The organism is Micromonospora lupini str. Lupac 08, assembly GCF_000297395.2.
GTDB classification, from domain to species: Bacteria; Actinomycetota; Actinomycetes; order Mycobacteriales; family Micromonosporaceae; genus Micromonospora; species Micromonospora lupini.
The window spans coordinates 6,045,633-6,067,045 of the sequence record NZ_HF570108.1 but is presented as its reverse complement, the minus strand read 5'-3'; the positions used below and the strand labels follow the sequence as shown (position 1 = coordinate 6,067,045).

Annotated in this window: 16 protein-coding genes; 9 read left to right on the top strand and 7 right to left on the bottom strand. The window is 71.1% G+C overall.

Annotated features, from left to right (window positions below; translation table 11 throughout):
* Nucleotides 1-202: 202 nt before the first annotated feature.
* Nucleotides 203-5,284 carry an NAD-glutamate dehydrogenase gene (locus MILUP08_RS28745; RefSeq protein ID WP_007464427.1) on the top strand — a complete coding sequence of 1,694 codons (5,082 nt, stop codon included), beginning with the start codon at nucleotides 203-205 and terminating at the stop codon, nucleotides 5,282-5,284.
* Nucleotides 5,285-5,357: 73 nt separating this feature from the next.
* Here MILUP08_RS28745 and MILUP08_RS28740 read toward each other — a convergent pair whose 3' ends face one another.
* Together MILUP08_RS28740 and MILUP08_RS28735 are read right to left on the bottom strand one after the other, a co-directional pair.
* Complete coding sequence (locus MILUP08_RS28740) at nucleotides 5,358-6,065, bottom strand: class F sortase (protein ID WP_039906765.1); 708 nt, start codon at nucleotides 6,063-6,065, stop codon at nucleotides 5,358-5,360.
* 1 nt (nucleotide 6,066) lies between these two features.
* Nucleotides 6,067-7,410: a putative sodium/potassium/calcium exchanger gene (locus MILUP08_RS28735; protein ID WP_039908957.1), complete on the bottom strand. Its 1,344-nt coding sequence runs from the start codon at nucleotides 7,408-7,410 to the stop codon at nucleotides 6,067-6,069.
* 587 nt (nucleotides 7,411-7,997) lie between these two features.
* Here MILUP08_RS28735 and MILUP08_RS28730 point away from each other — a divergent pair.
* Nucleotides 7,998-9,800, top strand: coding sequence for a glycoside hydrolase family 6 protein (locus MILUP08_RS28730; RefSeq protein ID WP_007464422.1), 1,803 nt, complete (start codon nucleotides 7,998-8,000; stop codon nucleotides 9,798-9,800).
* A gap of 126 nt (nucleotides 9,801-9,926) precedes the next feature.
* Here MILUP08_RS28730 and MILUP08_RS28725 read toward each other — a convergent pair whose 3' ends face one another.
* The 5 genes from MILUP08_RS28725 to MILUP08_RS28705 all read right to left on the bottom strand — a co-directional run bounded on the left by MILUP08_RS28725 (nucleotide 9,927) and on the right by MILUP08_RS28705 (nucleotide 14,408).
* Complete coding sequence (locus MILUP08_RS28725) at nucleotides 9,927-10,310, bottom strand: hypothetical protein (RefSeq protein WP_007464420.1); 384 nt, start codon at nucleotides 10,308-10,310, stop codon at nucleotides 9,927-9,929.
* 116 nt (nucleotides 10,311-10,426) lie between these two features.
* Entirely contained in the window at nucleotides 10,427-10,735 is a 309-nt protein-coding gene (locus tag MILUP08_RS28720; RefSeq protein WP_007464419.1) for a hypothetical protein, read from the bottom strand.
* Between the two features lie 14 nt (nucleotides 10,736-10,749).
* On the bottom strand, nucleotides 10,750-12,408 hold the full coding sequence (locus tag MILUP08_RS28715; RefSeq protein WP_007464416.1) for a sodium:solute symporter family protein: 1,659 nt from the start codon (nucleotides 12,406-12,408) through the stop codon (nucleotides 10,750-10,752).
* Between the two features lie 222 nt (nucleotides 12,409-12,630).
* Nucleotides 12,631-13,797: a hypothetical protein gene (locus MILUP08_RS28710; RefSeq protein ID WP_007464413.1), complete on the bottom strand. Its 1,167-nt coding sequence runs from the start codon at nucleotides 13,795-13,797 to the stop codon at nucleotides 12,631-12,633.
* Between the two features lie 11 nt (nucleotides 13,798-13,808).
* On the bottom strand, nucleotides 13,809-14,408 hold the full coding sequence (locus tag MILUP08_RS28705; RefSeq protein ID WP_007464411.1) for a hypothetical protein: 600 nt from the start codon (nucleotides 14,406-14,408) through the stop codon (nucleotides 13,809-13,811).
* Nucleotides 14,409-14,637: 229 nt separating this feature from the next.
* Here MILUP08_RS28705 and MILUP08_RS37220 point away from each other — a divergent pair, with 229 nt between their 5' ends.
* The 7 genes from MILUP08_RS37220 (at nucleotide 14,638) to MILUP08_RS28675 (ending at nucleotide 21,381) form a co-directional block, all read left to right on the top strand.
* Nucleotides 14,638-15,423 (top strand): catalase, encoded by a 786-nt coding sequence (locus tag MILUP08_RS37220; protein WP_007464409.1) that lies wholly within the window; start codon nucleotides 14,638-14,640, stop codon nucleotides 15,421-15,423.
* Nucleotides 15,314-16,129 (top strand): catalase, encoded by an 816-nt coding sequence (locus MILUP08_RS37215; RefSeq protein WP_272944016.1) that lies wholly within the window; start codon nucleotides 15,314-15,316, stop codon nucleotides 16,127-16,129. Before MILUP08_RS37220 ends, MILUP08_RS37215 begins: the two co-directional genes overlap by 110 nt.
* A 240-nt stretch (nucleotides 16,130-16,369) precedes the next feature.
* Complete coding sequence (locus tag MILUP08_RS28695; protein ID WP_007464405.1) at nucleotides 16,370-18,820, top strand: nitrate- and nitrite sensing domain-containing protein; 2,451 nt, start codon at nucleotides 16,370-16,372, stop codon at nucleotides 18,818-18,820.
* Nucleotides 18,820-19,242 carry a roadblock/LC7 domain-containing protein gene (locus tag MILUP08_RS28690; RefSeq protein WP_007464403.1) on the top strand — a complete coding sequence of 141 codons (423 nt, stop codon included), beginning with the start codon at nucleotides 18,820-18,822 and terminating at the stop codon, nucleotides 19,240-19,242. Before MILUP08_RS28695 ends, MILUP08_RS28690 begins: the two co-directional genes overlap by 1 nt.
* Nucleotides 19,232-19,621, top strand: coding sequence for a DUF742 domain-containing protein (locus MILUP08_RS28685; protein WP_039908956.1), 390 nt, complete (start codon nucleotides 19,232-19,234; stop codon nucleotides 19,619-19,621). Before MILUP08_RS28690 ends, MILUP08_RS28685 begins: the two co-directional genes overlap by 11 nt.
* On the top strand, nucleotides 19,602-20,204 hold the full coding sequence (locus MILUP08_RS28680) for a GTP-binding protein (RefSeq protein ID WP_007464399.1): 603 nt from the start codon (nucleotides 19,602-19,604) through the stop codon (nucleotides 20,202-20,204). The genes MILUP08_RS28685 and MILUP08_RS28680 overlap by 20 nt, the downstream gene beginning before the upstream one ends.
* Before the next feature lie 139 nt (nucleotides 20,205-20,343).
* Nucleotides 20,344-21,381 carry a lactonase family protein gene (locus tag MILUP08_RS28675; RefSeq protein WP_007464398.1) on the top strand — a complete coding sequence of 346 codons (1,038 nt, stop codon included), beginning with the start codon at nucleotides 20,344-20,346 and terminating at the stop codon, nucleotides 21,379-21,381.
* Nucleotides 21,382-21,413 lie beyond the last annotated feature (32 nt).

The following is a 21,413-nucleotide window of genomic DNA, read 5'->3' as shown; positions in this document are numbered from 1 at the left end:
GAAAGACGGGCCGGGCCGGTGTGATGAACATCGCGGGGCGGGGTATCCCGCAACCGGCCAACCTCGGACCCGCAACGGGTGAAAGGACAAAGTCCCGATCCGGACGTCCGGCCAGTGGTCCGCCGACGAAGGCGGGAAACGACAGGCTTACGCTGGGCGGCAGAGTGACCCACAACGCGGTGGGTCGAGGGGAGTGGCACCGATGGACCGGCGTCCGGCGATCAAACCGGAACCCGACCTCCGGCAGGATGACTCCGGCCGGGACGACGACAGCTTCGATTCGGCGACCGACGGGGACGGCTACGGCCGGCTCGACACGGGCGTCACAGGGCTGACCGGGTCGAGCATCGACACCATCTACGATCTGGGCCTGCCGACCGAGGCGTTGGCCGACGACGTGGAGGACGCCGAGCTCGACGAACCGGTCCCCAACGCGGAGCGCCTGGTTGCCCAGGCTGTCGCACTCGCCGGGGACGACCACGATGCGGCGACCCTGGTCGGTCGCTTCTGGCGGTTCGCCCCGGACGAGGAACTGGTCGGCTTCACGGCTGAGGAGATGCTCGACGCGGCCCGGGCGCACCGGGACCTGGCCCAGCAGCGGGTGCCCGGCGAGTTGAAGCTGCGCATCCACGAGCCGCACGCCGACCAGCACCACACGGTCGTCGAGATCGTCACCGACGACATGCCGTTCCTGGTCGACTCGGTGACGGCGCTGCTCAACTCGTACCACCTGGACGTGCACCTGCTGGTGCACCCGTTGGTGGTGGTCCGGCGCGAGCCGCTGGGCCGCCTCACGGAGGTCTCGGCGGACGTGGAGCCGGACGACGCGATCGCCGGCGACATCATCGAGAGCTGGATGCGGATCGAGATCGACCCGGTCCGGGACGCCGCCGAGCGCGACCGCCTGCGCGGTGAGCTGCAACGGGTGCTCACCGACGTGCGGGAGGCCGTGGAGGACTGGCCGAAGATGCGTCAGCGCGCGCTCGCGCTCGCCGACGAGCTGGCCTCGGCACGTACCTCGGAGAACCGTCCGCCGGTGCCGGAGAAGGACATCACCGACTCGGTGGAGCTGCTGCGCTGGCTGGCACACGACCACTTCACGTTCCTCGGCTACCGCGAGTACCGCCTGGTCGACGCCCCGGACGGCAACTCCGCCGACCCCGTCGACGGCAAGGCGCTGGAGGCAGTTCTCGGCACCGGCCTGGGCATCCTGCGCTCGGACTCCCCGGAGGCCCGGTCGCTGTCGTCGATGACGCACGAGGCACACGAGAAGGTGCTGGAGAAGCGCCTGCTCATCATCACCAAGGCCAACTCGCGGGCCACCGTGCACCGCTCGGCGTACCTGGACTACATCGGCTTCAAGATCTTCAACGAGGTCGGCGAGGTCATCGGGGAGCGCCGCTTCCTGGGCCTGTTCTCCACCGCGGCGTACCGGACCAGCGTCCGCGAGCTGCCGGTGGTGCGCCGCAAGGTCGCGGAGGTGCTCGACCGCTCCGGCCTGAGCCGGCGCAGTCACTCCGGCAAGGATCTGCTGCAGATCCTGGAGACCTACCCGCGCGACGAGCTGTTCCAGATCAAGACCGACGACCTGTACCACGCGGTGATCGGCGTGCTGCGGATGGCGGGCCGCCGGCAGCTGCGGGTGTTCCTGCGCCGCGACGCGTACGGGCGGTTCATCTCCTGCCTGATCTACCTTCCCCGGGACCGGTTCACCACGCAGAACCGGCTACGCATGCAGGACATCCTGCTGCGTGAGCTGAACGGCGTCGGGGTGGATTACACGACCCGGGTCACCGAGTCGATGCTCGCCCGGATCCACTTCATCGTCCGCACCGACCCGACCCGGCCGCCCGGCGACATCGACGCCGACCTGCTGGCCGAGGAGCTGGCCGACGCGACCCGGCTCTGGGACGACGACTACCGGCTGGTGCTGGAGCGCAAGCTCGGCGACGAGCAGGCCAAGCACCTGTTCGCCAGGTACGCCGACGCGTTCCCGGAGGGCTACAAGGACGGGCACACGCCGTACGAGGCGATGAAGGACCTGGCCAAGCTGGAGCTGCTGGAGGAGCCCGGCCAGCTGGAGATGCACCTGTTCCGCAAGCAGCTCGCGCCCCGGCCGGGCACCCGCGTGCCCGGTGCGGACCTGGCCGACAGCATGAACGTGCGGTTCAAGGTCTACCGGTACGGCGAGCCGATGATGCTCTCCGCCGTGCTGCCGGTGCTGCACTCGCTCGGCGTCCGCGTGGTCGACGAGCACCCGTACGAGGTGGACCGGATCGACGGTCGGGTCTACCTGTACGACTTCGGCCTCATGCTGCCCGAGGGGCACCACGAGCTGTCCGAGGTACGCCCGCACGTGGAGAACGCGTTCGCGGCGGCGTGGCGCGGCGAGGCCGAGGTGGACCGGTTCAACGAGCTGGTGCTGCGCGCCGGGCTGACCTGGCGGCAGGTGGTGGTGCTGCGGGCGTACGCGAAGTACCTGCGGCAGGCCGGCACGGTCTTCTCGCAGGACTACATGGAGCAGACCTTCATCGCGTACCCGAAGCTCGCCAGCCTGTTGGTGGAGCTGTTCGAGACCCGGTTCGCGCCGGGCGAGCTGACCGCCGAGCAGCGGCAGCAGCGCAGCGGCGAGCTGGTGGAGACGATCCGGGGCGCGCTGGACGACGTGGCGAGCCTCGACCAGGACCGGATCATGCGCTCGTACCTGACGCTGATCGAGGCGACCCTGCGGACCAGCTTCTACCAGAAGCCGGTCGGCGGGCGACCGAAGGCGTACGTGGCGTTCAAGCTCGACCCGCAGGCCATCCCGGACCTGCCGGCGCCGCGACCGAAGTTCGAGATCTTCGTCTACTCGCCCCGATTCGAGGGTGTGCACCTGCGGTTCGGGCCGGTGGCCCGGGGCGGGTTGCGCTGGTCCGACCGTCGGGAGGACTTCCGCACCGAGGTGCTGGGCCTGGTCAAGGCGCAGATGGTCAAGAACACCGTGATCGTGCCGGTGGGCGCCAAGGGCGGCTTCGTGCTGAAGCAGAAGCCAGGCGACCGGGACGAGGCGGTCGCCTGCTACCAGGAGTTCGTCGGCGCGATGCTCGACGTCACCGACAACATCGTCAGCGGGCAGATCGTGCCGCCCGAGGACGTGGTCCGGCACGACGGCGACGACCCGTACCTGGTGGTGGCGGCGGACAAGGGCACGGCGACGTTCTCCGACATCGCCAACGAGATCTCCGTGGCGCACAACTTCTGGATGGGCGACGCGTTCGCCTCCGGCGGTTCGGCCGGCTACGACCACAAGAAGATGGGCATCACCGCCCGGGGAGCGTGGGAGTCGGTCAAGCGGCACTTCCGCGAGTTGGGCGTGGACACCCAGGCCCAGGACTTCACAGTCGTCGGCGTGGGTGACATGTCCGGCGACGTGTTCGGCAACGGCATGCTGCTCTCCGAGCACATCCGGCTGGTGGCCGCGTTCGACCACCGGCACATCTTCCTCGACCCCGACCCGGACGCGGCCACCTCGTACGCGGAGCGTCGTCGACTGTTCGACCTGCCCCGCTCGTCGTGGGAGGACTACAACCCCGAGCTGATCTCGGCCGGGGGCGGCATCTTCCCGCGTACCGCGAAGTCGATCCCGATCACCGCGCAGGTCCGGACGGCGCTCGGCCTCGACGACGACGTCACCCAGCTCTCACCGCAGGAGCTGATGAAGGCGATCGTCACCGCTCCGGTGGACCTGTTCTGGAACGGCGGCATCGGCACGTACGTCAAGGCGTCCAGCCAGACCAACGCCGAGGTGGGCGACAAGTCCAACGACGCGATCCGGGTGGACGGGCGCAACCTGCGCTGCCGGGTGGCCGGCGAGGGCGGCAACCTGGGCTGGACCCAGCTCGGCCGGATCGAGTACGCGTTGACCGGTGGCCGGATCTTCTCCGACTTCATCGACAACGCCGCCGGGGTGGACACCTCCGACCACGAGGTGAACATCAAGATCCTGCTGAACACCGCGGTCGCTGACGGTGAGCTGACCACGGCCGAGCGGGACGAGCTGCTGGCCGGGATGACCGAAGAGGTCGCCGAGCTGGTGCTGCGGGACAACTACGACCAGGCCCGGGCCATCAACAACGCCCAGGCCCAGGCCGCCTCGCTGCTCCCCGTGCACCGTCGGATGATCAACGAGCTGGAGCGTTCCGGCGCGTTGGACCGGTCGCTGGAGGCGCTGCCGCCGGACGAGGAGCTGGCGGTACGAAGCGAGTCCGGGCTGACCGCGCCGGAGTTCGCGGTGCTGCTCGCGTACGTGAAGATCGTCCTGGAACGGGAGATCCTCACCGAGGGGTTGGCCGACGAGGAGTGGACGACCGAGGTCCTGGTCAAGTACTTCCCGACGCCGATGCGCGAGCGGTTCGCCGACCGGATGGGCCGGCACCGGCTCCGCCGGGACATCGTGACCACCGTGCTGGTCAACGAGGCGATCAACCGGGGCGGCATCTCCTTCGTCTTCCGGGTCGTCGAGGAGACCGCGGCCAGCGCCGCCGACGTGATCCGGGCGTACGTGGTGGTCCGCGAGGTGTTCGGGCTGCGTGAGCTGTGGGACGCGGTGGAGGCGCTTGACAACAAGGTCTCCCCGGAGCTGCAGACGAGCGTCTACCTCGACACCCGTCGGCTGCTCGACCGCGCGGTGCGCTGGCTGGTCACCAACCGGCGCTCGCCGATCGACGTGCCGACCGAGATCGCGCGGCTGCGCGACGGGGTGGCCCGGCTGCTGCCGGGTCTGGAGGAGCTGTTCTACGGCGGCGAGCGGCAGGCCATCGCGGCGCACATGGACTCGATGACCGACCGTGGGCTGCCCCGCGAGCTGGCGGAGCGGGCGACCCGGCTGATGTACAGCTTCGGTCTGCTGGACGTGGTGGAGACCGCGACCCGCAGCGGACGGGACGTCAGCGAGGTGGCCTCGGTCTACTTCGTGCTCTCCGACCTGTTCCGGGTGGACTCGCTGTTGTCGAAGATCTCCCTGCTGCCGCGCGAGGACCGCTGGCAGACCCTCGCCCGGATGGCGCTGCGCTACGACCTGTACGCCGCGCTGGCCGCGCTCACCGCGGAGGTGCTCGACTCCACTCCGGAGGATCAGCCGCCGCACGAGCGCGTGCAGCAGTGGGAGCAGTCGAACGCCACATCGATCCACCGGGCCCGCCGGGCGATGGGGGAGTTCGACGAGTCGCGGGCGGACCTGGCCGCCCTGTCCGTGCTGCTGCGCCAGATCCGCACCCTGGTGCGGACCTCCGCCGCCGCCTGATCCGGTACGCCGGGCGCGGTCCGGCCGGTCGGGTGACCCCCGACCGGCCGGACCGCGTTCGTGTCCGTCCCGCTCATGCCGCCAGGGTGGCGAAGACGACGATGTTGTCCCGGTAGCTCCTGGCCACCTCGTCGAACTGGCCACCGCAGGTGACCACCCGCAGGCCGGGCCGGTCGTTCGGCCCGTAGACCAGCTCGGTGGGGAAGGACGTCTTCGGGTACGACTTCACCGAGTCGACCCGGAACGTCGCCGGCCGGTCGTCCGCCCGCCGCACCGTGATCGTGTCGCCGGGCACGAGTGAGCCGAGGTCGAAGAAGACGGCTGGGCCGAGCTTCGCCGAGTCCACGTGCCCGACAATGACCGCGTTACCTGTCTCACCGGGGCTCGCGCCCGGCTCGTACCAGCCAGCCTTGTCGGCCTGCTCCAACGGGGGGACCTGGACGGTGCCGTCCGGGTTGGTGCCGAGCGACAGGACCGTCGCGTCGACGCCGATGCGGGGGATCTCGATGGTGGTCGGGGCGGACCGGTTCAGCCCGACCGGAACGTCGCCAGGCGCGGCGTGCTCCCCGTCGTCCGGCGCCGTGGCGTCGGTCCCGCCGACCGTCGGCCCAGGGACGTCGCGGCCGGCCTGGGCGAGCGGCTGCGGAGGGCGGGGAGCGGGCCTGTCCTGCAACGAGGCGCCGATCATGCCGGCGCCGACCATGGCCAGGGTGACGACGACGGCCGCGCCGGCGGCGCGCCACGGTCTCCCGTGACGGCCGCCGGCCCGTGTCGCCGTCACGTCAGACGAGCGAACCATCGGTCCGCCGACGACGCATCAGAACGATCCCGCCCAGCGCGGCAGCGCCGAGCAGGCCCGCGCCACCGGTGGCCAGGCCACGGTCGGTGCCGGTGCTGGCGCCACCGTCACCACCGTCGACCCCACCGTGGGGCAGCACGACCAGTTCGCCCTCGCCGCACGAGCCCTTGAGCTCGTAGCGGCCCGGCTTGGCGTCCTTGTCGACCTTGGCCTCGCCGTAGTACACGAACTCGCGCTCGTCGTCCGAGCCGTGCTCGTCCTTGTTCTCCCAGCCCTTGTCGGAGCCGTACTCGTCGTCCGAGCCGTTTTCGTGGCCCTTGGACTCCCAGCCCTTGTCGGAGCCGTACTCGTCGTCCGAGCCATTTTCGTGGCCCTTGGACTCCCAGCCCTTGTCGGAGCCGTACTCCTCGTCCGAGCCGTACTCGTGGCCCTCGGACTCGCGGCCCTTGTCCGAGCCGTACTCGTCGTCCGAGCCGTTCTCGTGGCCCTTGGACTCCCAGTCCTTCTTGTCTTCGTCCTTGGACTCCCAGTCCTTCTTGTCTTCGTCCTTGGACTCCCAGTCCTTCTTGTCTTCGTCCTTGGACTCCCAGTCCTTGCTGTCCTCGTCCTTGGACTCCCAGTCCTTCTTGCCCTCGTCCTTGGAGTCCCGGTCCTTCTGGCCGCGGCTGTCGTCCGCGTCCTGGCCGTGCTCCTCGCCCTTCCAGTCCTTGCTGTCCTCGTCGCCGTAGGCGTCGGCGGCAGCGCCACCGCCCTGGCCGCCGTCGGCGGCAGGCTGCGACTCGTCGTCGCCGTTCTCGTCCTTGCCCTCGTGGCCCTTGCCCTGCTCGTCCTTGCCGTGTTCGTCCTTGCCCTTGTCGTCCTTGCCCTGCTCGTCCTTGCCGTGCTCGTCCTTGCCCTTGTCGTCCTTGCCGTGCTCGTCCTTGCCCTGCTCGTCCTTGCCCTGCTCGTCCTTGCCCTGCTCGTCCTTGCCGTGCTCGTCCTTGCCCTGCTCGTCCTTGCCGTGCTCGTCCTTGCCCTTGTCGTCGTGGTCGTAGGAGTCCTCCTCCTCGCTCCACTCGCCGCGGTCCTCGCCCCGGTCGTCCCGCGCCGGCTCGAGCTTGACCTTGCCGGTGACCTTGGACCACACGTACGCGTGCTCCTGCCGATCCGGGCAGATCTCGAGGAGCTTGACCTCGTCGCCGGCCTTCACGACGTGCGGCTTGGCGTAGACCTTGCCGTCCTCGCCGTGGTGCCCGTCAGCGAACGCGATCCCCGGCGCGAACACCAGGAGCGACGCGCCGCCGAGTGCGGCGCCCGCAACGACCTTCCCGAGCATCTTCTTAGCCATGACCTGCGTCACTCCATCCCTGTTGTCCTGAGCCCGGCGACAACCGAGCTACGACCGACGTTAGACCGTTTCATGACTAATGAAGTGAAAGATTCGCGTTTTGACCTTTGCTGGTGGTAAGCGGCAAAGGAGTGCTACGCGGCTTTCTCGGCTCGCAGTGCCGTCTCGGACCCCGCATGACCTTGCGCGTGCCCCGCGCTGTTGCCGCCCCGCAGTGCGCGGCGGCGGTCGTCATCCGATAACGGGCGGCACGTGCCGCTCGCGCTGCCCGGGGGTATCGTCCGAGTTGAGGGCGGCTCGCGCATCGAGCCATTGCCATGGAAGCGCTCCCATGCAAGAATCGGCGCACGCGGTTCGGGGAGCCACACCGCGCAGGCAGGGCGTCGAGGGCATCCGGTTCGCCGGACGACAACCGGCCGCCAACCGGTCGACCTCGCGTCGGCCAATCACCACCACCACCACCGCCCGTCCGGGTCGGGCACCCCCCAATGAATCCCGTGGCGCCGGAGGCCGTCCGTGCAGGACGCCCACCGGGCCGTCTCGCCGGGCCGTACGCGAGCCCGGTCTCGCCCAAGGAGATCAGTGGCATGAATATGTGGAGAAGGCTGTCCGGCCCACGCCGGACCCTGGCGCTCGCCGGGGCGGGCGTCCTGGTCGCCGGCGGGCTGGTGACGATCCCGGTCACCGCGGCGCAGGCCGCGACGCAGTGCGACATCGCGTACACGACCAACGACTGGCAGGGTGGCTTCACCGCCAACATCAGCATCAAGAACCTCGGCGACCCGATCAACGGCTGGACGCTGGGCTGGACCTTCCCCAACTCCAGCCAGCGGGTGCAGCAGGGCTGGTCGGCCGAGTTCACCCAGTCCGGCAGCCAGGTCACCGCCCGCAGCCTGTCCTACAACGGCAGCCTCGCGACCGGCGCGTCGACCACCCTGGGCTTCAACGGCGCCTGGAGCGGCAGCAACCCGAAGCCGACCTCGTTCACCCTGAACGGCGTGGTCTGCAACGGCGGCGGCAACCCCACCACCCCGCCGCCCACCAGCGCCCCGCCGACCACGCCTCCGCCCACCACGCCTCCGCCCACCACGCCTCCGCCCACCACCCCGCCGCCGACCACGCCCCCTCCGGGCACCAAGGTCGACAACCCGTACGCCGGTGTGAAGGGCTACGTGAACCCGGAGTGGAAGGCCAAGGCGGACGCCGAGCCGGGTGGAAGCCGGGTCTCCAACAACCCCACCGCCGTCTGGCTGGACCGGATCGCCGCCATCAACGGCACGCCGAACAGCAGCTCGAACGGGGCCTTCGGGGTGCGGGAGCACCTGGACGAGGCACTGCGCCAGGGCGCCGGCTACATCCAGTTCGTGATCTACAACCTGCCCGGCCGCGACTGCTCCGCGCTCTCCTCGAACGGTGAGCTGGGCCCGAACGAGCTGCCCCGGTACAAGGCCGAGTACATCGACCCGATCGCCGCGATCCAGGCCGACGCGAAGTACCGGAACATCCGGATCGTCAACGTCATCGAGATCGACTCGCTGCCGAACATCGTGACCAACACCTCGGGCCAGCCCGGCGGCACGGTCATGTGCGACACGGTCAAGGCCAACGGCGCGTACGTCAACGGTGTCGGCTACGCCCTGGCCAAGCTGGGCGCGATCGGCAACGTCTACAACTACATCGACGCCGGTCACCACGGCTGGCTCGGCTGGGACTCGAACTTCGGCCCGACCGCCGACATCCTGAAGACCGCAGCGGTCGCCTCCGGCAGCACGGTGAACAACGTGCACGGGTTCATCACCAACACCGCGAACTACTCGGCGCTCACGGAGCCGTACTTCAAGGTCACGGACAACGTGAACGGCCAGACGGTGCGGCAGTCCAAGTGGATCGACTGGAACTTCTACGTCGACGAGCTGTCCTTCGCCCAGGCGTTCCGTACCAAGCTGATCTCGGTCGGCTTCAACTCCAACATCGGCATGCTGATCGACACGTCCCGCAACGGTTGGGGTGGCTCCGCCCGCCCCACCGGCCCGGGCGCGACCACCAGCGTGGACACCTACGTCAACGGTGGTCGCATCGACCGCCGGGCCCACGCCGGCAACTGGTGCAACCAGGCCGGTGCCGGCCTCGGCGAGCGGCCGCGGGCGAACCCGGCGCCGGGCATCGACGCGTACGTCTGGGTGAAGCCCCCGGGTGAGTCGGACGGCTCCAGCAAGGAGATCCCGAACAACGAGGGCAAGGGCTTCGACCGGATGTGTGACCCGACGTACGGCGGCAACGCCCGCAACGGCAACAACCCGTCGGGCGCCCTGCCGGACGCGCCGATCTCCGGTGCGTGGTTCTCCGCCCAGTTCCAGGAGCTCATGCGCAACGCCTACCCGGCTCTCTGAGCGGGTAGCTCACGCACCAACCCGCCACCGGCAGTAGGTGAGGCACTGCCGGCGGCAGGTTCCCCCGGGGTCCCCGGTCCGACCGTCACGGTCGGGCCGGGGACCCCACCCCTGTTCCGCCCCGGGTCAGGGCACAGTGCGCTCGATCGCCGCGCGGCCCTGCTCGGCCAGGTCGCGGCGGGCCTTGTCCAGGTTCTCCGGGGTGAGGTCCTGTCCGCGGGCCATCACCAGATCCTCCGGCTCCCAGGGCTGCTCAGCCCCGGTACGGATGTTGTCGCCGCCCGCGCCGGTGCCCGTCCCGGTCGCGCCGGTGCCGGCGCCGTACGGGTCCCCGATCAGGTCGTCGGTGTCCGGAGCGAGGTCCTCCGGCCGGTCGCGGGGCTCGGTGAAGGTCGGCGTGTCACGGTCGGGCCCGCCCCCGGTCCGCAACTGCGGGACGGTGCTGTCGTCGTCCACCGCAGCGGCCGTTTGCGGGCTCTCCTCCAGCGGTCGGCGGTCGCGATCGGTCATGGTGCTGCCTCCTGTGTCCGACACGTTGCCTGATCCCCCTGGCGTACCCCGTGCGTCCGCGCCCATGCGCGGCGCCGGCGCCGCCCGTATGGACGGCGCCGGCGACGGGCCTGGCGTCAGCTGTCGGGCTGCTGCTCGTTCGGGTTCGGCGCCTCGGCCGGGCGCACCCACTGCCAGAGCAGCATGAGCAGGCCGAAGGCGAGCATCACCAGACCTGCCCACAGGTTGATGCGGACGCCCTCGGCCTTGTCGATCTCGGCCCGGCTGTCGAAGATGCCGATAAGCGTCACGATGATCCCGTACGCCACGAAGAGGCCACCGATCACCCGACGGATGTCGAACAGTCGGGCGGCGGCGGAGCGGCGCTCCTCGGCCTGCGTCTCGTCGATCAGCGGGTCCTGCGCCGGCTGGCCGTCGTTGCTCATCTGCCGACTCCTTTCTAGAAGACCGGGATGTAGAAGAGGGCGGCGAGCGCGACCGCGATCACGCCGAGCAGCACGGGGGACCGGTACCAGACGGCGTCTCCGGCGAGCACGTCACCCTTCAGGTCGACGCCGCCCAGCCCGTAGACCAGCCCGCGCAGCTCCTCGTCGCGCTTGGGCGCGGTGAGCGGGGTGAGGATCGCGGCGACCACCGCCACGGTGACGAACGCGATGCCGGCACCCCAGAAGCTCTCCTCCAGGTCGGAGTTGAAGCCGATCACGCCGCCCTTGTAGAGCAGGTAGGTGGCGAGCGAGGCCAGCGTGCCCAGCAGCAGCGACCAGAAGCCGGCGAGGGCGCTCATCCGCTTCCAGAACATGCCGATGATGAACGTGGCGAACAGCGGCGCGTTGAACAGCGAGAAGAGCGCCTGGATGTAGTTCATGATGTTGCTGAAGCCGGACGCGATGAACGCCGTCCCGATGCCGATCACCACGGCGGCGACGGTCGCCCACCGGCCGATCCGCAGGTAGTACTCGTCGGACCGGCCGCGGCGGACGTACGCCTGCCAGATGTCGTAGGTGAACACGGTGTTGAAGCCACTCACGTTGGCCGCCATGCCGGCCATGAACGAGGCGAGCAGGCCGGTGACCGCCACCCCGAGCACGCCGTTGGGCAGCAGGTCGCGCATCAGCAGCGGGATCGCGTTGTTGTACTGCAGGTCGCCCTTGTCCGCGCCGAGCCCCTTCACCGTCACCAGGGCCACCAGGCCCGGGATGATCGTGACCAGGGGGATGAACAGCTTCGGGTACGCGGCGATGATCGGCGTACGCCGGGCGGCGCTCATGTTCTTCGCCGACAGGGCCCGCTGCACCTCGGCGAAGTTCGTCGTCCAGTAGCCGAACGAGAGCACGAAGCCGAGGCCGAACACGATGCCGATCCACTGCGCGCCGAGCGGGTTGTCGGTGCTGGCGGTGTCCTGCCAGGCGTGCAGGCCCGCCTCGCCGAGCTTCGAGTCGCGGACCGCGTCCATGAGCCCGCTCACCCCGCCGACCTTGACCAGGCCGATCACCGTGACCGGGATGAGGCCGGCCAGGATGACGAAGAACTGGAGCACCTCGTTGTAGATCGCCCCGGACAGGCCACCGATGGTGATGTACGCCAGCACGATCGCCGCGCCGACCACGATCGCGGTCCAGAGCGGCCAGCCGAGCAGCGCCTGCATGACCAGGGCCAGCGCGTAGAGGTTCACACCGGCGATCAGCACCTGGGCGACGGCGAAGCTGAGCGCGTTCAGCAGGTGGGTCGGCCGGTTGAAGCGCAGCCGCAGGTACTCGGGCACGCTGCGGACCTTGGACCCGTAGTAGAAGGGCATCATCACGATGCCCAGGAAGACCATCGCCGGCACCGCGCCGATCCAGTAGTAGTGGACCGTCATGACGCCGTACTGGGCGCCGTTCGCCGCCATGCCGATGATTTCCAGGGCCCCCAGGTTCGCCGAGACGAACGCGAGGCCGGTCACCCAGGCCGGCAGGGAGCGGCCGGAGAGGAAGAAGTCGACGCTGGTCCGGATCGCCCGCCGGGCGGCGAAGCCCACCCCGAGGACGGTGACGAAGTACAGCGCAAGAATCAGGTAGTCCAGCCCGTTCATATTGAGCCGCAGACCGCCGCCGTCCATCCCGTCACCCCTCGTCCCGACGTTGGCACCGGTTTGATGCGCGCGCCGTATTACCCACTACGCGAGGTTTCACGCCTGCGCGTCCGCTGCGGTGTGTTCGGGCCCGCGCGGGTGGCTCGCCCCGGCTGTGCGTCTGACCGGTGTCGAAGCGCTCAGCGGCCGCCCTCGCAACGCCGAGGGGCGCCCCGGCCTGCCGGCCGGGGCGCCCCTCGATCGTGTCGCTCAGCGACCCAGTACGCGGTCCAGGAAGTCGCGGTAGTTGCGGACGGCCATCCGCAACTGCTCGGTGTCCGCCGAGCCGGCGTCCTGCCACCCGCCCAGCGTGTTCTTCTGGGCGGCCAGCGCGGAGGCGAGAGCCTGGATGGCCTCCTCCACGAGGGCCTGCGCCTCGCCGGCCGCGGCGTGCGGGTCGTCGACGAAACGCAGCTGCACGTCCCGCCAGCGGTCCCGGAAGCCCTGCGCGGTGTCCCCGTCGAGCAGCGTGGCCGGCTCGGCGGCGACTGTCGAACCGGCGGGCCGCGACGTCCCGGCGGACTCCAGAGAGGTGCCGGCCGCCTCGGTGGTGACCGGTTCGGCGTCGGCGTCCGGGTCGACCATCTCCGGGGACGCGCTGCCGTAGCCGGCCGCGCCCGCGGCTGCCGCGTCGGGATCGCCGGCCCAGTCGGTCAGGTCGCCGCGTCGCTCGGGCGCACCGTCCGTGCTGCCGGGGACGACGACGGTGCGCGCGGAGGTGTCGGCGTCCGCGCGCGGGTCGTCGACGTCCAGGTCGGCGGCCTCGTCGGTCGCCGGTGAGATGTCCCGGTCGGTCTCCGGAACGCCGTCGCGGCGGTGCAGCTCGGCGGTGGGGTCGGCGCGCAGACCCTCCCGCTCGCCGTCCTCGGCGCCGTCGCCCGGCTGGGCGGTCCGCTCGGCACGTGGGTCCGGCTGGTCCTGCGGGTAGGGGCTCGCCAGCGCGGACGCCGCCACCGCGTCGGCCACGGTGGTGGCGCCGAAGGCGGTCGGGAGCGGTCCCGGCTCGTGGAAGCCACCCTCGTCGTCGTCGGGCCGGTTCCGGCGCTCGGTGTCGTCCTCGGCCCGCTTGTCGTCGGCCCACTCGGTGTCGGCCCGGTCGTCGTCAATCCGGTCGTCGTCCGCGACCCGGTCGTCGTCGGTCCGGTCGTGCAGGGTGCCCGGGTCGGTGCCGTTGGCCCGCTCGGGGTCGATGGCCCGGTCGTGGGCGGTGACCCGGTCGTGGTCGGTGGTCGGGTCGTCGAAGGTGCCCCGGTCGTCCAGGGCGTCCTCGGGTACGTCCGAGTGGGCGGCCCGGTCGCCGGTCGGCGGCACCGGGACCGGCGCGGACCGGACGGCCTCCGGGTGGTCGTTGCTCACCTGCTGCTCTTCGTGGCGCATCGGTGGCCTCCTCAGCGGCTCGTGGCGTCGTGCGGAGTGTCCGGGTGGGAACCCTGTTCGGGAGTGCGCTGACCGACCGGCTCCTCACCGAGCAGGTCGGCGAAGAGGGCCCGGTAGTGCACGACCGCCTGGCGCAGCTCCTCGGTGCTCGCCTCCCCCCGGGAGTTGCGGAGGTGGATCTCGTGCGCGTCCCGGTAGTTGGTGAGGGTGCGGGCGTGCTCGACGGAGAGGTGGGCGATCTGGTCGGAGAAGTCCCCGGTCGGGTAGCCCTGCTCCTCGATGAGTCGGGTGACCAGTTCGTCGGCGTCGCCCACGGTCTCGCCCGGCGAGTCGATGAAGCGGATCTGGAGCTCTTCCCAGGCGGCGGCGTAACGGGCCCGGGACTCCGGGCTGAGCGGGGTGAGCGTGAGCTCGGCGTGCCGGCGTTCCCGGTCGCGCAGCTCGCGCTCCGCGGCGGACCGGCTGTCCTGCTCCTGCACCACCCTGTCGTACTCCGGCCCGAACCGGCTGCGCAGCGCGCGGCGACGGCCGATCGTCCGGACGGCCACGGCGAGCGCCGCGACGATCACCAGCACGACGAGCACGATGACGATTATCTGCGTGGGCGACATGGGCTCCTCCTTCGTCACCTGGTATTCCCTCCGCGTACTGATCGCCAATCCCGATCCGAGGCACTTTCCTCGCCGATCCCGGCCGGGTGTCGCCACATCGTGGCGAAAACTTGACTCATTCCAGATAAGGCGGTTGGGTGGGTGGTGCCCGCCGTACGCCCGCGAGCGACCAGGCCCGGCCAACCCGGGACCGGTCAGGTACGCCGCACCACGCATCCGGAGGAGACCGATGAGCGACCCGCAGGCCGACAGGCCGACCCTCACCACCCGCCAGGGTCACCCCGTGCACAACAACCAGCAGCAGCGGACGGTCGGCTCGCGCGGGCCCGCCACGCTGGAGAACTACCACTTCCTGAAGAAGATCAGTCACTTCGACCGGGAGCGCATCCCGGAGCGGGTGGTGCACGCGCGCGGCTTCGTCGCGCACGGTGAGTTCGAGGCGTACGGGACGATCGGCGACGAGCCGGCCGCCACGTACACCCGGGCGAAGTTGTTCCAGACGAGGGGCGCGAAGACCCCCGTCACCATCCGCTTCTCCACAGTCATCGGCGGCCGGGACTCCTCCGAGGCCGCCCGCGACCCGCGCGGCTTCGCGGTCAAGTTCCGCACCGGGGACGGCAACTGGGACCTGGTGGGCAACAACCTCCAGGTCTTCTTCATCCGCGACGCGATCAAGTTCCCCGACGTGATCCACTCGTTGAAGCCCGACCCGGTGACCTTCCGCCAGGAGCCGAACCGCATCTTCGACCTGATGTCCGACACGCCCGAGTCGATGCACATGCTGACCTGGCTCTTCTCCCCTTACGGCATCCCTCGCAACTACCGCACCATGCGCGGGTCGGGCGTGAACTACCTACCGCCTGGTGAACGCCCAGGGCGAGGCCGTGCTCGTCAAGTTCCACTGGTTGACCCAGCAGGGCGAGCACAACCTGACCCAGGCCGAGGCGGACGCGATCCAGGCCACCGAGCTGGGCCACGCCTCCCGGGACCTGTACGAGGCGATCGAACGCGGTGAGTACCCGCAGTGGGAGCTCAACGTGCAGATCATGAGCGACGACGAGCATCCCGAGCTGGACTTCGACCCGCTCGACGACACCAAGATCTGGCCGGAGGAGCAGTTCCCCTACCTGCCGGTCGGCATGATGACGCTCAACCGGAACATCACCGACCACCACAACGAGAATGAGCAGATCGCCTTCGGCACCGGCGTACTTGTCGACGGGATCGACTTCTCCGACGACAAGATGCTTGTCGGGCGGACCTTCTCCTACTCGGACACCCAGCGCTACCGGGTCGGCCCGAACTACCTCCAGCTCCCGGTCAACCGGCCGCGCGAGGACGTCCAGGTCAGCACCAACCAGGGCGGCGGTGCGATGTCGTACGGGGTGGACAACCGCGGCGCCGACCCGCACATCAACTTCGAGCCGTCCTCCGTCGCCGGGCTCCAGGAGGCCGACGAGTCCTACCGGGAGTATCGGCCCTTCGTCTCCGGGCACGTCATGAAGGCCCCGATCGAGCGGCAGAACAACTACGCGCAGGCCGGCCGCCGCTTCCGCGAGATGACCGACGCCGAGCGCGACGACCTGGTGCACAACCTGACCACTTTGCTGGCCCAGTGTGACAAGCACATCCAGGAGAAGATGGTCTGGCACTTCAGCCAGTGCGACGCGAGCTACGGCCGGCGCGTCGCCGAGGGGCTCGGCATCGCCGACAACATCTGATCCGTACCGGTGACACGAGCGCCCCGTCGGTGGACCGGTGGGGCGCTCGTCGTACCGGCGCAGGCGCATTTCGCAGCGTCGATGTCGACGCGACGGGCGGTAGTGCAACCGGGCGCGATTACGTATCCTGCCCAAGGCGCCCGCGCCGGTGCCCGGCCTGACGGCCGGGTGCGCGACCGGCGAGCGCGTTGCCCGGCGGTGCCGGCGCCCCTCCTGCCACCCCTGTACGGGCGAGGTCTGATGAGAACCCGCGACTGGCCGATCCGCTCGAAGCTGACCGCGTTGGTCGTCGCTCCGGTGACCGCGCTCCTCGCGCTGTGGATCTTCGCGACGACGCTGACGTTCGGCCCCGCCCTGAACCTGCTCTCCGCGCGCACCCTGCTGTACGACCTGGGCCGCCCCGGCGAGGCCGTCGTCACCGAGCTGCAACGGGAGCGTCGACTGTCGGTGGTGCAGCTCGCCGGCACCACCGAGCTGCCCGCCCTGACCGAGCAGCGCCAGCGTACGGATCGGGCGGTGGCCGAGCTGCGTCGTCGGGTCGACGGGGAGGCGTTGCGCGACGCCGCCGACGACCTGTTGGAGGACCGGGTCGACCGGCTGGTCGCCGCCCTGGCGGCGTTGCCGACCGGTCGGGACTTCATCGACGACGGTCTGATGGACCGCGCCGGCGCCCTCGGCCTCTACAGCGGCATGGTCTCGGCGGCCTTCCAGGCGTTCTCCGCGATGGCGAACCTGAGCGATCCGGCCATCAACCGACAGGCGCTCGCGCTCACCTCGCTGGGCCGTTCCCGGGAGCTGCTCGGCCAGACCGACGCCATGCTGGCCGGCGTGCTGACCGCCGGGAAGTTCGCCGAGGGGGAGCACGCCCTGCTCGTGCAGGCCATCGGCAACCAGCGGTGGCTCACCGAGAGCGCGGTGGCCGACCTGCCCGAGGCCGGGCGTGCCGCGTACCAGCGACTGACCGAGAGCCCGGCGTTCACCAGCCTGCGCGCCATGCAGGACGCGTTGATCGGGGCCAACAGGTCCGGTCGGCCACCTGTGGACGCCGCGTCGTGGCAGGCCAGCCACGACGCCGTACAGCAGCAGTTGCGCGACTTCGAGCTGGCCGAGGCCGACGGGCTCACCGACCGCTCGGTGCCGATGGCCGTCTGGATCCTGGTCCGGCTGGCCGCCGCCGGGGTGCTCGGGCTCGCCGCCGTGGTGGTCTCGGTGCTGGTGGCGCTGCGGGTCGGCCGCACCCTGGTCCGACGACTCAGCGGCGTCCGTACCGCCGCCCTGGAGCTGGCCGAGCACCGGCTGCCGGACGTGGTGACCCGACTGCGCCGCGGCGAGCAGGTCGACGTCGCCCGGGAGGCGCCACCCCTTGAGTACGGCAACGACGAGATCGGCGAGGTCGGCCGGGCCTTCACCGAGGTGCAGCGCACGGCCGTCCAGGCCGCCGTGGACGAGGTCACCCTGCGCCGCGGGCTCAACGAGGTGTTCCTCAACATCGCCCGGCGCAGCCAGGGCCTGGTGCACCGGCAGCTGCACCTGCTGGACCGGATGGAGCGTCGCGCCGAGGACCCGGACGAGCTGGCCGAGCTGTTCCAGGTGGACCACCTGGCCACCCGACTCCGCCGGCACGCCGAGGACCTGGTCATTCTCGCCGGTTCCGCGCCGGGTCGAGGGTGGCGCAACCCGGTCGCGATGGTCGACCTGGTCCGCGGCGCGATCAGCGAGGTCGAGGCGTACGACCGGGTGGACATCACCACAGTGCAGCCGGTCGGCGTGCTGGGCCGGGCGGTCGGCGACATCATCCACCTGCTCGCCGAGCTGGTCGAGAACGCCACCGCCTTCTCCCCGCCGGGCACCCGGGTGACCATCACCGGGGAGCAGGTCGCCAACGGGTACGTCCTGGAGGTCACCGACCAGGGCCTGGGAATGTCCGCGGCCGCGCTGGAGAGCGCCAACACCCGGCTGGCCAGCTCGCCCGAGTTCGACCCGGCGCAGAGTGCCCGACTCGGCCTGTTCGTGGTGGCCCGGCTGGCGGCCCGGCACGCCGTGCGCGTACGGCTGCGGCCCTCCGAGGCGGGCGGCGTCACCGCCGTGGTGCTGGTCCCCACCGACCTGGTCACCACCGAGCCGCCGGCCGGCCCCGACCCCGCCACGCTTGCCGCGCCCTCGGGCGACAGGCGTCTGGCCCGACCGGCGCGCCGAGGCGCGGTGCCCCGGCCCCGCGCCGGCCGCACCAGCGCGGCCGTGGCCGCGACCGCCACCGACGACCTGCCCACCCTCGCCCTGCCCACCGGCCCGACGCCGGACCGTCCGCCGGCCGACGCGCCGGCCGCCAACGGCGAGTCGTCCTCCGACGGGACGACTGACGACCTGGAAGGGCTGCCCCGCAGGGTGCGACGGCGGACCCCCACCGCCCAACCCCGGTCCACAGTCGCCGACGCGCCGACGCCACGATCGCCGGAGGAGGTCCGCCGGGTCATGGCGGCCCTCCAGGCCGGCACCGCACGCGGCCGGGCCACAGTCGTCGCCCCGGGCTCGACCGCTCGGGGCGGTACGCCCGGCCCGGCCACCCCGGTGAGCCGGCCGGATGCCACCCCGGCCGCGGCAGGCCCGGCTGCGGCCCCGCCCGCGGCAGGCCCGGCTGCGGCGCCTCCGACGGCCTCCGAACCTCCGACCGCGACTGAGAGGGACGCCTAGTGCGGCAAACGACGAAGCAGAGCGACAGCCTCGACTGGTTGCTCGACGAGCTGGTGCAACGCGTACCGGCCGCCCGGGAGGCGGTGGTGCTCTCCGCCGACGGGCTGCTGCTCGGCGCCTCCGCCGAGCTGGAGCGCTCCGACGCCGAGCACCTCTGCGCGCTGGCCGCCGGCTTCTCCAGCCTGGCCCGGGGCGCGAGCCGGCACGTGGACGGCGGCCCGGTCCGGCAGACCGTGGTGGAGATGGAGTCGGCGTACCTCTTCGTCACCGCCGCCGGGCAGGGCGCCTGCCTGGCCGTGGTGAGCGACGCCGACGCGGACATCGGCCTGGTCGCGTACGAGATGGCGATGCTTGTCATCCGCGTGGGGGAAAACCTCACCGCGGCCGCCCGACCGACGACGGATGCCGGTGATGCGGGCTGAGCCGCCCGGCCCCCAGCACGAGTGGCTGGACGGCGACGCGGGCCCGGTGGTCCGCCCGTACACGCTCACCGGCGGCCGGGTGCGCTCGGCCGTCGAGGGGTTCGACCTGGTCGCGTTCGTGCTGGCCGGCTCGGACCTCGACCTGGCGGCCCACCCGCAGCTGCCGCCGGAGCATCGGCGGCTGGTCACGTTGGCCGGTCGCCCGGTGTCGGTGGCCGAGCTGGCGGCCGAGTTGGACCTCGCGGTCGGGGTGATCCGGGTGCTGCTCGGTGACCTCCTCGCTCAGGGGCTGGTCGCGGTGCACGAGCCGCCGGCCGGCCGCGATCTTCCCGACGACGACATCCTCAAGGCGGTGGTCAGTGGACTCCGTGCGCTATGACCAGGCGGGCACCTCGGTCACCGTCCCGCTGGCACTGAAGATCCTCATCGCCGGGGGCTTCGGTGCCGGCAAGACGACGCTGGTGAGCGCGTTGAGTGAGGTTCGACCGTTGCAGACCGAGGAGGTGCTCACCGACGCCGGCATCGGCACCGACGACATCTCCGGGGTGGAGGGCAAGTCGACCACCACGGTGGCGATGGACTTCGGCCGGATCACGATCAACGACGACCTTCAGGTGTACCTGTTCGGCACCCCTGGCCAGGACCGGTTCTGGTTCCTCTGGGACGAGTTGGCCTTCGGCGCCCTCGGCGCGGTGGTGCTCGCCGACACCCGGCGGCTGGCCGACTGCTTCCCCTCCATCGACTACTTCGAGCAGCGCGGCATCCCGTTCGTGGTGGGCGTGAACTGCTTCGAGGACACCCGTCGGTTCGAGCTGGAGACCGTACGCCGGGCGCTCGACCTGGATCCGGACGTGCCGATGGTGCTCTGCGACGCCCGGGACCGGCAGTCCGGCAAGCTGGTGTTGATCTCCCTGGTCGAGCACGTGGCCCGGCAGCGCGGTGAGCCGGTTCCGGCCGCCTGACCCGGCCCCGCCGCACGGACGGCGGCCCGCCGACGGGGGACCGGCGGGCCGATCTGGTTCGGGGAAAGCCGGTTAGCGCGTCGCCGTCGTGGGCAGCTCTGGTTGGATCTACTCCAGGATGCCGGCGGAGGGGTGCAGCGTGACTGGTCAGGGCGAGATCGTCCACATCGGGGGTTACACCGCGCAGAGCGGCGGGCGGGGCAGCGGCATCGTCGCGGCCCACCGGGACCCGGCGACCGGGGCCCTGGCCCCGCTCGGCACGGTGGCGGTCACGCCGTCGCCGTCGTTCCTGGTGCGGCACCCCACCCGTCCGGTGCTCTACGCGGTGAACGAGCTGACCGACGGGGAGATCAGCGCCTGGCAGGTCGGGCCGGACGGCGCGCTGGACGCGCTCGGCAGCCGGTCGACAGGCGGCGCCGAGCCCTGTCACCTGGCGGTGCTGCCCGACGGTGACCACCTGGTGGCGGCCAACTACGGCAGCGGCAGCGTGGCGGTCTTCCCGCTCGACGCGCAGGGCGTGCCCGGCGAGCGCACCGACCTGGTGGTGCACGAGGGGCACGGCCCCGACCCGGAACGCCAGGACCGGGCGCACGCCCACATGGTCTCCCCGGGCCGGGGTCGAGCGCCGCTGCTTGCGGTGGATCTCGGCACCGACTCCGTTTACCGGTACGACCTGGACAGCGCGAGCGGAAGGCTGGTGCCGCGCGGTCCGCGGATGCGCACGGCGCCCGGCACCGGGCCCCGGCACCTGGCCCGCCATCCCGACGGCCGCCGCTGCTATCTGGTCGGTGAGCTGGACGCCTCGGTCACCGCGTACGAGTTGACCGACGACGGGGCGCTGCACCAGCGTGGCCGGGTCGAGGCGAGTGAGCGGGCGGGCCACGTCCAGCCGTCGGAGGTCGCGGTCGCCCCGGACGGCCGTTTCCTCTACGTCGCCAATCGCGGGGTGGGCACCATCGCCGTCTTCGACCTGGCCGGTGAGCTGCCCGAGCTGGTGGCCGAAGTGGACACCGGCGGGGAGTGGCCGCGACACTTCGCGCTCATCGGGGAGCACCTGTACGTCGCCGACGAGCGGGCGGACATGGTGCGGGTCTTCCGCCGGGACGCGAGCACAGGCGTCCCGGCCCCGGTCGGCGAGCCCGTGCCGGTGGCGAGCCCCACCTGCGTGCTGCCCTGAGCCGTCGTTCAGGCTGTCGGGCCGGACGTGAG